The 11,335-nt window shown below is 65.8% G+C and carries 11 protein-coding genes; 5 read left to right on the top strand and 6 right to left on the bottom strand.

Going from position 1 to position 11,335, the window contains the following annotated elements; genetic code table 11:
- From EOA28_RS11435 to EOA28_RS11410, 6 genes are all read right to left on the bottom strand, one after another.
- Positions 1 to 707: SDR family oxidoreductase (locus EOA28_RS11435; RefSeq protein ID WP_128314898.1), on the bottom strand; the 707-nt coding region annotated here is incomplete at its 3' end.
- Between the two features lie 5 nt (positions 708 to 712).
- Positions 713 to 2,065 carry a dihydroorotase family protein gene (locus EOA28_RS11430; RefSeq protein WP_245484076.1) on the bottom strand — a complete coding sequence of 451 codons (1,353 nt, stop codon included), beginning with the start codon at positions 2,063 to 2,065 and terminating at the stop codon, positions 713 to 715.
- Positions 2,062 to 2,994, bottom strand: coding sequence for an allantoinase PuuE (locus tag EOA28_RS11425; RefSeq protein WP_127252274.1), 933 nt, complete (start codon positions 2,992 to 2,994; stop codon positions 2,062 to 2,064). The genes EOA28_RS11430 and EOA28_RS11425 overlap by 4 nt, the downstream gene beginning before the upstream one ends.
- Positions 2,995 to 3,021: 27 nt before the next feature.
- Positions 3,022 to 4,044 (bottom strand): NAD(P)-dependent oxidoreductase, encoded by a 1,023-nt coding sequence (locus tag EOA28_RS11420; protein WP_127252275.1) that lies wholly within the window; start codon positions 4,042 to 4,044, stop codon positions 3,022 to 3,024.
- 24 nt (positions 4,045 to 4,068) lie between these two features.
- A complete protein-coding gene (locus EOA28_RS11415; protein WP_128314897.1) occupies positions 4,069 to 4,833 on the bottom strand; it encodes an SDR family oxidoreductase in 765 nt (254 codons plus the stop codon).
- Complete coding sequence (locus EOA28_RS11410) at positions 4,833 to 6,014, bottom strand: MFS transporter (RefSeq protein WP_245463322.1); 1,182 nt, start codon at positions 6,012 to 6,014, stop codon at positions 4,833 to 4,835. Before EOA28_RS11410 ends, EOA28_RS11415 begins: the two co-directional genes overlap by 1 nt.
- 296 nt (positions 6,015 to 6,310) lie before the next feature.
- Between EOA28_RS11410 and EOA28_RS11405 the strand changes: the two genes are divergently transcribed.
- From EOA28_RS11405 to EOA28_RS11385, 5 genes are all read left to right on the top strand, one after another.
- Positions 6,311 to 6,661, top strand: a complete 351-nt coding sequence (locus EOA28_RS11405) for a RidA family protein (protein WP_042644861.1) — start codon at positions 6,311 to 6,313, stop codon at positions 6,659 to 6,661.
- Between the two features lie 22 nt (positions 6,662 to 6,683).
- Positions 6,684 to 8,114 (top strand): dihydropyrimidinase, encoded by a 1,431-nt coding sequence (gene hydA, locus EOA28_RS11400; RefSeq protein ID WP_126082257.1) that lies wholly within the window; start codon positions 6,684 to 6,686, stop codon positions 8,112 to 8,114.
- Positions 8,099 to 9,013, top strand: a complete 915-nt coding sequence (locus EOA28_RS11395) for a nitrilase-related carbon-nitrogen hydrolase (protein ID WP_127250239.1) — start codon at positions 8,099 to 8,101, stop codon at positions 9,011 to 9,013. Before hydA ends, EOA28_RS11395 begins: the two co-directional genes overlap by 16 nt.
- 6 nt (positions 9,014 to 9,019) lie before the next feature.
- A complete protein-coding gene (locus EOA28_RS11390; RefSeq protein ID WP_127250238.1) occupies positions 9,020 to 10,312 on the top strand; it encodes a Coenzyme F420 hydrogenase/dehydrogenase, beta subunit C-terminal domain in 1,293 nt (430 codons plus the stop codon).
- Between the two features lie 9 nt (positions 10,313 to 10,321).
- On the top strand, positions 10,322 to 11,335 hold a 1,014-nt coding region (locus EOA28_RS11385), incomplete at its 3' end, for an FAD-binding oxidoreductase (protein WP_148670687.1).

Below are 11,335 nucleotides of genomic sequence, written 5' to 3'. Positions count from 1 at the left end.
GCGAGAAACAGCGCCGCGCCCGCCACGTCGTTCGGATGCCCGAGCCGCGGCCAGGGCGTACGGCGGCGCGAATAGTCGAGCGCATCGGGGTCGTTGGCCACGCCCGGCTTGCCGGTGATGATCTTGCCCGGCGCGATGGCGTTGCAGACGATCAGGTCGTCGGCATGGTCGACGGCGATCTGCCGCGTCATCTGCACGATGCCGCCCTTGCTTACCGAATAGGCAAGGTCGCCGGGACAGGCGACCATGCCGTGCTGCGAGGAGATGTTGATGATGCGGCCGCGCACCTCGTTGACCGGCGCCTGGGTGAGCATCTGCGTGACGGCGCGTTTGTTGCAGTAGAAAAAACCCGTCAGATTGACGCCGATGACGCGGTTCCATTGTTCCGGCGTGGTCTCGACCAGGTTGGTGCTGGTGTAGATCGCGGCATTGTTGACCATGACGTCCAGCCGACCGAATTGGGCGACCGTCGCGCCGACAAGCGCGTCGACGGCGCTCCAGTCCGAGATGTCGGTCTTCATGTGGACGGCATTGCCGCCGGCGGAGCGGATCAACTCGACTGTGCTCCCTCCGCCCTCGATCGGCTGCTCCACCGTATCGGCAATTACGACGTTGGCGCCCTCGGCGGCGAATTTGAGCGCGATAGCGCGGCCGATGCCGGAACTCGCCCCGGTGACGATGGCCGTTTTGTTGGCAAGCAGGGCCATGGTGTTCAGCTCTCCCTCGTGACGATCTTGCCTTGCGCCGGACCGACCAGCCGCCCGTCGCGCACGATCTCGCGGCCGCGCAGGAAGACGTTGGTCAGCCGCGCTTTGACGGTCCAGCCGTCGAAAGGCGTATAGCCCGCTCGCGACACCTGATCGGCGTTGGCGATGGTGGTGGATCGGCGCGGATCGAGGATGAGCAGATCGGCGTCGTAGCCGGCGGCAATGCGACCCTTGCGCCGACCGAGGCCGAAGCGCTCGGCCGGGTTGCGGGCGCACATACGCACCAGGTCGGGCAAGGCGATAAGCCCTTCGTCCACCAGCCTCAGCATGGTGGGAAGCAGCGTCTGCAGTCCCGGCATGCCGCCCGGGATGTCAGCGAAAGCCGCATAGGGCGCCGCCTTCTCGGCAGGAGCGTGCGGGGCATGATCGGTGCCGACGACGTCGATCAGCCCGGCACCCAGCGCGGCGCGCAGCGCATCGACATCGTGCGGCGAGCGCAAGGGTGGTGAAGCCTTCAGATTGGGGCCTTGCACCTCGTAATCCTGCGCCGTGAAGAACAGATTCTGTGGCGTGGTCTCGACGCTTGCGTCGGCCATGCCGCGCAGCCGGCTCCAGGTCTCGACGCCGAGTTCGGAGTTGATCTGCCGGACATGGATCTTCGCCTCAGCCGATGCTGCGGCGACAAGCGCCCGGGCGATGCCGTTGGCTTCCGCGAGCGGCGGCCGGCTGTCCAGGAAGGAGGCGATGCTGCCGGAGCGGTCGCGCGCGGAGCTGCCGGCCAGGATCGACTGGTCGCCGGGTGAGATGCCGATCAGCGTATCGGCGCCGGCGAACGCTTTCAGCGCCTCGGCGACGCTGTCGAGGGTGGCAAAGAGGAAGGCATCCGGGACGTCGGCGGTGAAGAGCTCGAACGAGACCGGGGCGAGGTCGAGCAGGCGAGGGACGAGCGACAGATCGCGGCTGAGCACGGCCTGCAGGCCCACATCGGCATGAATGCGACCTTCGGCCATCGCCATCTTGTCAGCGAGTTGCTCAGAGGTGGCCGTCCAAGGCTCGTCGGTCGGCATGTCGAGCACTGTGGTCACGCCACCGAGTGCTGCCGCGTGGGTGCCCGAGGAAAAGTCCTCCTTATGCGTCAGCCCAGGGTCGCGCAGATGCGCGTGCGCATCCACGAGACCGGGCAGCAGGAAACAGCCGGAAGCGTCGATGACGGTCCCGGCTTCGGCGGCTTCGCCTGGCGCGACGACTGCCGCGACCTTGCCCGCGGCGATACCGACATCGCAGCGGCTCAATCCCTCGGCGTTGACCACCGTTGCGCTGCGGATCAGCGTCTCGAACAAGTCGTTGCGCTCCCTCATCCGCGCTGTTCGAAGCGGGCATGGTTGGCGTGCCAGAAGCGGGCGATGTCCTCGCGCCGCATGAAGGCGGCGCCGTCGCTTTGCTGGACATGCTCGATGACCTCGCGCAGGCCCGAGGCGCGGTTCGGCTGGCCCGTCCAGCGGGCGTGGATGCCGATGGTCAGCATGCGGCCGCCGGTCTCGTCGGCTTCGGAGAGCATATAGTCGATGGCCGAGCGGCAATCCTCGGCGAAGTCGCGCGGATTGCTGTAGCCGGGCGCCACAAGGTAGCGGCTGTCGTTGAGCGCCTTGGAGTAAGGGACGACCAGGATTTCCGTGTCCCGGTGGTCAAGGAAATAGGGCAGGTCGTCATTGCAGGGATCGGAGTGGTAGAGGAAGCCGCCTTCCTCGACCAGCAGGTCGCGGGTGTTGACGCTGGGCAGCGAGCGGCAGTTCCAACCCAATGGGCGCTTCCCAAGCAGCTTTTCGTAGAGAGCAATCGCCTCGTGCAGATGGCGTTCTTCCTCATCTCGCTCCATCACCGTGTAGTCGATCCAGCGCAGGCCATGGCCCATCAGGTCGTGCCTTCGCGCTTTCATCCACTCGACCAGAGGCGGATTGCGCTCCAGCGCCACGGCGCAGGCGGAAAAGGTGACCGGAATGTCGTAGCGGTCGAACAGCCTGGCGAGGCGCCAGACGCCGGCGCGGCTGCCATATTCGTAATGCGTCTCGGTGCCGAGGTCGCGCACCGGCATGCTGCCGGTGATATTGTATTCGCCCCAATTGTCGTTGCGGCCGTCTTCCAGCCAGTTGTACTCCGACCCTTCCTCGTAATTGAGCACGAGGTTGACGGCGAGCTTGGCACCGCCCGGCCAGGTGACGAAGGGCGGGTGAGGGCCGTAGCCGACAAAGTCGCGCGGCTGCTGCGCTTGCTGCGGATCGGTCGGCATCGGCTGGTCTCCTCTGATCTCGTTGGCTCAATTCTCGTTGGCAGCAATCCAATCCATGTAGGCGTGGAAGGCTTCCTTGCCGGGGCACGGCCGCCATTCCGTGTCGCGCATGATGCGGGCGATGTCATAGGCGCCCCACATGCCGCCTTTCAGCCGCACATCCTGCACGATATTGGCGTCTTCGCCCGGCGTCACCTCGGCCTTCAGTCCCGGCTCGCGCTCCCGTGCCCAGCCAATGATCTCGCCGATGGTCTGGCTGGAGCCGGAGCCGATATTATAGTGGCGGTAGTTGAGGTGCTGAGCATCGATCAGCGCCAGGATCGCGGCGGCAACGTCGGTCGAGGTCACGTAATCGCCGACGGGTTCGAGGCTGTTTGGCCTGATCGTTTCGCCTGCAAGGGCCATATGCGCGACGCGGTTCGGAACATGGCGAAAGTTGCGGCTCTCGGTGGCGCGGTCCATCGGGCCGTAGACGGAAGCAAGCCGCACCGAGACCGCCGAGAGGCCGAACAGGTCGGCATAGCGGTTGGTGACCATCTCGGAGGCGAATTTCGAGATGCCGTAAAGCGTCAGCGGCGCGACATAGCCGTCTTCCGGCAGCGGTTCCCCGCTCCAGTCGGGGCCGTTGTGGCGGTAGACGGAACCGGAGCTGACATAGATGAAGCGCTTCAGGTCGGGATTCGTCCGCGCCCAGTCCAGCATGCGCACGGTGCCCATGAGATTGACATCGACGATGCGGGCCGGGTCCTCGGCCTCCGGCTGGCGTTTTGCTTCCGAGGCGCTGCCGCGCGAGATCGGCGTGATCGTCGCGCCATGCACGATCGCGGTGATGCCTTGCCTGTCGAGCGTCGCTGACCAGGCTTTCGCGTCGAGAATGTCGGCGGAAATCACTGTCAGCCGGTCGCGTACCGGCGCGAAATGCTTTTCGGCCGCGGCGTCGAGGCCGGACCGGTCGAGGATCACGGCGCGGGCTTGTGGATCGCGGTCCAGCCAGGCGCGCGCGACCACGCTCATGACGAAGCCGGTGCCGCCGGTGACGAGCAAGGTCATGGGAACTCCTTTGAAAACACGGGTTCAGCGCGTCGCATAGCCGCCGTCCACGAGCATGTCGGATCCGGTGACGAAGGATGCGTCGGAGGAAAGCAGGAAGGCCGCCGCCGCGGCGATCTCGTCGGGCTCGGCGATGCGGCCGAGCAGATGGGCAGGGCCGAGGCCGACATTGGCGGCTTCGAAATCGGCAAACCGGCGCAGCAGGCGGGTCGTCGCCACGGCACCCGGCGACAGGCTGTTGACGCGGATCTTGTCGGGCGCGTGGTCGACGGCCATCGCCTTGGCGAGATGGATCAGCCCGGCCTTGGCGGCGCAATAGGCGACCGCCCTGGTGGTGGCGACGCGCCCGAATTGCGAGCCGACGAAGACGACCGAGCCGCCGCCGCTGGCCGCGATCAGCGGCACGGCGAACTTGCTCATCAGGAAGGCGCCGGTCAGGCCGACATCGATCTCGTGCCGCCAGGCGCTTTCGTCGAGATCGACGACGGTGGCGCTGGTCGAAGGCGCCGCGGCGTTGTGCACCAGCCCGTCGAGCCGGCCGAATTTTTTCGCGGCGAGGTCGACGGCCGATTTCGCGGAGTCGATCTTCGTTACATCGCACTGGCAGGCGGCGGCGGCAGGCGCGGGCGCGTCAGCGAGTCTTGTTGCCGGCTCCAGATCGTAGTCAGCGCAGATGATCTTCGCGCCTTCGGTGATGCAGCGCCGGGCAATCGCCGCGCCGATGCCGCTGGCAGCGCCGGCGATCAGGATGACGCTGCCTTCGAGGCGGTTCGTTGCTGCATCCGTCATCAGGCGCGCTCCTCGACAGCCTGCATCGCCGTGACCGGCCGGCGCAGGAGATTGTAGCAGGCGGCGAGCGTCACCAGCACGGCGCCGCCGCCGAGCAGCAGGAACATCGCCGGCGCGCCCATATGCTGCATCAGGCCGGCGGAAATGCCGGGCGTCGCGACATTGCCGATCGAATAGAGCAGGAGCAGCGTGCCGGAAGCGCCGACCATGTGCCGGCTGTGCAATTGCGAGGCGCCGAACGCCATCGCCACGGGATATACGGTGAGCGCCGTGCAGCCATAGACGAAGAACAGGACGAAGAGCAGCGGCACCGAAGAGTTGCCGAGCCAAGCGATCGCGGCGCAGAGCGTTACCGATAGGATGCCTTGTACAAGCAATATGATGCGCCGTTCGAACCGGTCCGACAGCCAGCCGACGGGGGTTTGCGCCAACATGCCAGCGATGCTGATGGTTGTGACCAGCCCGACCGTCGTCGCCGCCGACAGGCCGATCTGGGTGCCGTAGATCGGCGTCAGCACGAAGATGTTCATGTTGGTGATGCCGCCCTGGAAGATGGCCACGACCGTCACCGGCGCCAGCCGGAACAGCGCCAGCGGGCCAAGCCGCTTGACCGGTCTCGCTGAACCCGCATGCCCCGGATCGGTTGCAGGCAGCGCCGGCCAACGTCCGCCAACGAATTTGGAGACCAGCGCCAGAAGCACCGTTACGGCCGCGACCGGAAAAAGATGCGGCGATTGCGGGCCGACCAAGCCGACAAGGAACTGCCCGAGCAGCACCGCGATCGCCGTCGTCAGCATGTAGAGCGAGAACAAGGCGCCGCGATTGTGCTGCTCGGCGTAGAGGTTGATCCAGCTTTCGCAGACGACGAAGAGCGACGCCATCGCCATGCCACCGAGCAGGCGGAAACAGATCCAGCTCGGCAGGAAATCGGTGAACACGAAGCCGGACGCCGCCAGCAGCGCCAGCACCAGGATCACCACAAAAGTGCGCTCATGGCCGTATTGCGCGACCGCCGGGCGGGTGACCAGACATCCGACGAGGAAGCCCACGGGATACGCGGTCAGCACGATCTGCACGACCTGAGGAGAAATGCCGGGCTTGCCGAGATGCAGCGACACGGCGGTGGTCAACATGGCGCTGCCGATGCAGGCCAGGCAGACGCCGACCATGATCGGCAGCATTGCGCGGGAGCGCTCTGCATTGTGCCAAAGCCTCATCGCGGATTGAGCGATCGACCTCATGGATGCGGCTGCGGCGGCTCCCCTGGCGTGACCGTTGACCGACGGCAGCCCGAGCAGAAGCTACACTTTGCCGTGGTTGCCACAAACGAAGATTGACGCGGCTATGGCTTAAATTTTTTTGGCCATCGCTGTGAAGGAAAGCGGCATCTCGGCTTTGCTGCGGGCTTTACAGTGGTTTTGCACCCTCCTTACCATAGGCAAAGGCCAGAATCCGAGAAACAGCGGAAGGGAACGATATGACGATCGAACGCCTGGAGAACGGACAGCGCTTCTGCCGGGTGCTGCGCTACAACGGCACCGTCTATGTGGCTGGCCTGACGGCGGATGATCTGTCCGGCGATACCACAAGCCAGACCAAGCAGATTCTCGCCAAGATCGATGCGCTTCTGGCCAAGGCCGGCAGTGACAAGTCGAAGCTCTTGAGCGCGCAGATTTGGCTCCGCGACATTGCCGATTTCGAGTTGATGAATGCCGCCTGGGACGCCTGGATCGACAGGAGCGCCATGCCGGTGCGCGCCACAGTGGAAGCGCGGCTTGCCGGCGACCAATACCGCGTCGAGATCATGGTGACGGCGGCCGTCGGCTGAGCGGACCGGTGAGGGTGCGCCAATGCATGAGCTGGTGATCAAAGGTGGGCGCGTGGCGCTCGACGATGGCTGGGCCGAGTGCGACATCGGCGTTGACGACGGCCGCATCGCCGCGATTGACAAGGGCCTATCCGGCCAGAAGTCGATCGACGCCGGCGGCCGCTGGGTGATGCCCGGCGGTATCGATACGCATTGCCATCTCGACCAGCCCGTCTGGGGCGGCGCCGGCAATGCCGACGATTTCGAGTCGGGCACGATCTCCGCGGCGTTCGGCGGCACCACCTGCATCGTGCCATTCGGCATGCCCGGACAGGACATGACGACGATCGGCGCCATCGACCGCGCGCTGGAGCGCGCGGCGGGACGCGCCGTGATCGACTACGGGCTGCATGCCGTGGTGACCATGGGCACCGGCGCCGATGTCGAGGCGCAGCTTGAGGCGCTTGCCGGGCGCGGCATCGCCTCGGTCAAGCTGTTCATGACCTATCAGGGTTTCGCCGTCGACGACGATTTGTTCTTCAAGGTTCTCGATACGGCGCGGCGGCTGGGCTGGATCGTCATGGTCCATGCCGAGAACGACGCCGCGATCCGCCGCACGCGACAGCGGCTCATCGATCTCGGCCGCACCGATATCCGCTACCATGTCGTCGCCCACAGCGAGACGATGGAGCGCGAGGCGACGCACCGCGCTTTGGCCTTCGCCGAGATGACCGGCGCGCGCATGACCATCGTGCACGTGTCGTCCTGGCAGTCGGCGGAAGAGGTGGCACGGGCGAAGGCGCGTGGTGTCGACGCGATCGCCGAGACCTGTCCGCAATATCTGTTCCTCGGGGCCGCCGATCTCGATCGCCCGGCGGTCGACGCGGCGCGCTTCGTCTTCTCACCGCCGCCGCGCTCGCCGCGCAGCCATGAGCATCTGTGGCGCGAACTGATCGAGGGCGGCATCGATCTCTGGTCGTCGGACCATTCCCCCTATTACTTCGCCGACAAGATCGGCCGCTCCGAGACGCCAGGCTTCACCACGACGCTGAGCGGCATCCCTGGCATCGAAACACGCTTGCCGCTGCTATTTTCCGAAGGGCTGCTCACCGGCCGGCTGACACTCGAACGCTATCTGGATCTCACCTCGCGCAATGCCGCCTCGATCTACGGTTTCGCCAATCGCAAGGGCCGCATCGCGATCGGGGTCGATGCGGATCTGGCGCTGTGGGATCCAACCATGCGCTGGACGCTCGGGCACGAGGCGCTGCATTCGCGCGTCGATTTCACGCCCTATGAGGGCAGGAGCGTTACCGGCAAGCCGACCACCGTTCTGGTGCGCGGCGTGCCGGTGGTCGCTGACGGCGAATTGCAGGCCGAGCCAGGGTTCGGACGTTTCGTGGCACGCAACGCCGCAGATCCCGAGCTCTCGGGAAAACCAGTCGAGGATTGGACACCATGGCTCGATGCCTGACCATCGCCGTTTGCCAGACCGGACCGATCCAGCGCAGCGCCACGCGCGCCGAGACGGTCGGGCGCCTGGTACATCTGCTTGAAAAGGCCGCTTCCGCCGGCGCCGAGATCGCGGTGTTTCCCGAAATGGCGCTGACCACTTTCTTCCCGCGCTGGCGCATCGACGACCAGGCCGAAATCGACGCTTTCTTCGAAGCCTCGATGCCGGGGCCGGAAACGCAGCGACTCTACGATGCCGCCGCGCGCCTGAAGGTCGGTTTCGCGCTGGGTTATTGCGAGCTGACGCAGGAAGAGGGCCGCACGCGCCATTTCAACACCATGGATCTTGTCGGGCCGGACGGCGCCTTCATCGGCCGCTATCGCAAGATGCACGTGCCGGGATCGAGTGAGCCGGAAGTAGGCACGACCACGCATCTCGAACGGCGTTACTTTGAACCCGGCAATCTCGGCTTTCCGGTCTATGACTATCGCGGCGTTCGCGTCGGCCTCGCCATCTGCAACGACCGCCGCTGGCCCGAAACCTATCGCATGCTGTGCCTCAACGGCGCCGAGGTGGCGTTGCTCGGCTACAACACACCGCTGCTACTCGACGAGGCCCCCGCGCTGGCGCATCTGAGAATGTTCCACAACCATCTGCCGATGCAGGCCGGCGCCTACCAAAACACGCTCTGGGTCGCCGCCGCCGCCAAGGCCGGGCTGGAAGACGGACAGGCGCTGATCGGCGGCTCCTGCATCATCGCGCCGACGGGTGAGATTGCCGCGCAGGCCATGTCGCTCGACGACGAGGTCATCGTGCACCGTGCCGATCTCGACCTCATCGAGACGTGTCGCAAAGTGAACTTCAACTTCGCGCTCTATCGCCGCCCCGACCAGTACAAACGCATCTCGGATCCGGTCTGACATCGAATGGGCCTGATCGAGACCAGTTGCAGCCAGGCGCCGCTTGCGGCCGATCCGCTGACGTTGAGCGAGATTGTCGAGAACGGTCTTTGCATCGGCTGCGGCCTCTGCCGGTCGATGGCCGGGCGCGACGTCGAGATGGTGATGACGCCGGAAGGGCGCGAGCGGCCCGTGGTGTTGCGGGAATTGGATAAGCCGACATTGGCGAAGATCAACGCTGTTTGCCCGGGAACACGCATCGCCGGTCCGCCACCCGCGCAGATAAGCGAGGCTGCGTTGGCGGACACGGTCTGGGGACCCGTCGAACGGCTTGTACTCGGTCGCGCGGCTGACCCTATGGTCCGGTTCGTCGGCTCCGGCGGCGGCACACTGACGGCGCTTGGCCAATTCCTGCTCAGCTCGGGGCGCGTAAAATTCGTGCTGCATGTCGCGGCGTCGCGCCCCATGCCGATGCGCACGGAACGCAAGCTGAGCTTCGACGCCGCTTCGGTGCTCGAAGGCGCCGGCTCCCGCTATGGGCCGGCGGCGACGCTGGTGGATTTCAACGACATCCTCGATCGCGGCGAGCCGTTCGCGCTGATCGCCAAGCCCTGCGACATCACCGCCGTGCGCAACCTGGCGCGGCTCGATCCGCGCGTCGACGAGCATATGCGCTATGCGCTCGCCTTCGTCTGCGGCGGCGCGTCGGACCTGACCAAGTCTGAGCAGGTGCTGCAGCGTTTTGGCCTTCGCGAGGACGAGTTGTCTCTCTTCCGCTACCGGGGGCACGGAAACCCGGGCCTCAACCGGATCGAAACCAAGGATGGCCGCGCCTTCAAGATCAGCTACCGGCAGCTCTGGGAAGACGAGGATAAGTGGATGATCCAGCCGCGCTGCAAGATCTGTCCCGACGCGATCGGGCAGGTGTCGGATATCGCGGTGTCGGATGCCTGGCTGAACGGCGGACCAGCCGTCGAGGATGAACCGCTCAACGGCATCATAGTTCGGACAAAGCGCGGGCTGGAGCTGTTCGACGCGGCCGTCGAGGCTGGCGCGCTGGAGATCAAGCGCGAGAGCAACATTGCCGAGATCAGCGAATTGCAGTCGCATCAGGTGCGCAAGCGGCGCGCCGTCTGGGCGCGGCTGAAGGGCATGGCAATCGCCGGCAAGCCGGTGCCTTTTGTCAGCGACCTCGCATTGCGGGATTGCGCCGCGCAGAATTCGCCTGCCGAGAATCTGGCCGAGGGGCGGGGCGCCCGCGATCGCGCCCGACGCGGCCGTCTGGGCGAGCCGCCTGCCGTGGCGCGCGCAACAGTTTAGGGGGGATCGATGAGCGAGCAGACCGAAGTCATCATCATCGGCGGCGGCATGACCGGGGCCGGCGCCGCGTACGAGATTTCGCGCGACAGGAAGGTCGTGCTGTTCGAGCGGGAGAGCCATTGCGGTTACCACACCACGGGGCGTTCGGCGGCTAGCTTCACCGAGAATTACGGCAACGGCGTCATCCGCCGCATCGTGCTCGCCAGCCGGGCGTTTCTCACCGAGCCGCCTGCCGGCTTCTGCGATTATCCGCTGCTCAGCAAGCGCGGCATGATCACAGTGGCACGCGCCGACCAGCTCGACCTGTTGCGCGAGGATCTGGCGGCCGCGCAGGCGCTGGTGCCCTCGATCGTTGCGATGAGGCCGGATGAGGCGATCGCGCACGTTCCGGTGCTGCGCCGGGATTATCTTGCCGGCGCTTACATCGAACCGCATTCGATGGATATTGACGTCAACGGCTTGCACCAGGGTTTTCTGCGCGGCGCGCGGGCGCGGGGCGCGCGTATCGTCACCAAGGCCGGGGTCAAAGGCATCGGTCGGCAAGGCGGACAATGGCGGGTCGAAACGGAAGCGGGCGCATTCCTTGCGCCGCTGATCGTCAATGCGGCCGGCGCCTGGGGTGACGAGATCGCGGCGATGGCGGGCGTCCGCCCGGTCGGCTTGCAGCCGAAGCGCCGCACCGCTTTCAACATCCCCGCACCTTCAGGTGTCGACATTGCCGACTGGCCGCTGGTCAACGATGTCGGCGCGGAGTTCTATTTCAAGCCGGATGCCGGACAGCTGTTCGTGTCGCCGGCCGATGCCACGCCGTCGGAGCCGATGGACGCCTTTGCCGAAGACATCGATGTGGCGATCGGCGCCGAGCGCCTCGAACGGGCAACGACGATCGAGGTGCAGCGTGTGTCGCGTTCCTGGGCAGGCTTGCGGACCTTCGTCGCCGACGGCTCCCCGGTGGTCGGGCCTGACGACGAGTTTCCGGATTTCGTCTGGCTGGTCGGGCAGGGCGGCTACGGTATCAAGACC

This window comes from Mesorhizobium sp. M2A.F.Ca.ET.067.02.1.1, from assembly GCF_004023285.1.
GTDB lineage: Bacteria > Pseudomonadota > Alphaproteobacteria > Rhizobiales > Rhizobiaceae > Mesorhizobium.
This window is presented reverse-complemented; position numbering and strand designations above follow the sequence as displayed.

Excerpts from the sequence above, each read along its gene's own strand:
- EOA28_RS11430 (WP_245484076.1), bottom strand. The coding sequence starts at position 2,065 with ATGAGGGAGCGCAACGACTTGTTCGAGACGCTGATCCGCAGCGCAACG.
- EOA28_RS11425 (WP_127252274.1), bottom strand. The coding sequence starts at position 2,994 with ATGCCGACCGATCCGCAGCAAGCGCAGCAGCCGCGCGACTTTGTCGGC.
- EOA28_RS11420 (WP_127252275.1), bottom strand. The coding sequence starts at position 4,044 with ATGACCTTGCTCGTCACCGGCGGCACCGGCTTCGTCATGAGCGTGGTC.
- EOA28_RS11415 (WP_128314897.1), bottom strand. The coding sequence starts at position 4,833 with ATGACGGATGCAGCAACGAACCGCCTCGAAGGCAGCGTCATCCTGATC.
- EOA28_RS11410 (WP_245463322.1), bottom strand. The coding sequence starts at position 6,014 with ATGCTGCCGATCATGGTCGGCGTCTGCCTGGCCTGCATCGGCAGCGCC.
- EOA28_RS11405 (WP_042644861.1), top strand. The coding sequence starts at position 6,311 with ATGACGATCGAACGCCTGGAGAACGGACAGCGCTTCTGCCGGGTGCTG.
- hydA (WP_126082257.1), top strand. The coding sequence starts at position 6,684 with ATGCATGAGCTGGTGATCAAAGGTGGGCGCGTGGCGCTCGACGATGGC.
- EOA28_RS11395 (WP_127250239.1), top strand. The coding sequence starts at position 8,099 with ATGGCTCGATGCCTGACCATCGCCGTTTGCCAGACCGGACCGATCCAG.
- EOA28_RS11390 (WP_127250238.1), top strand. The coding sequence starts at position 9,020 with ATGGGCCTGATCGAGACCAGTTGCAGCCAGGCGCCGCTTGCGGCCGAT.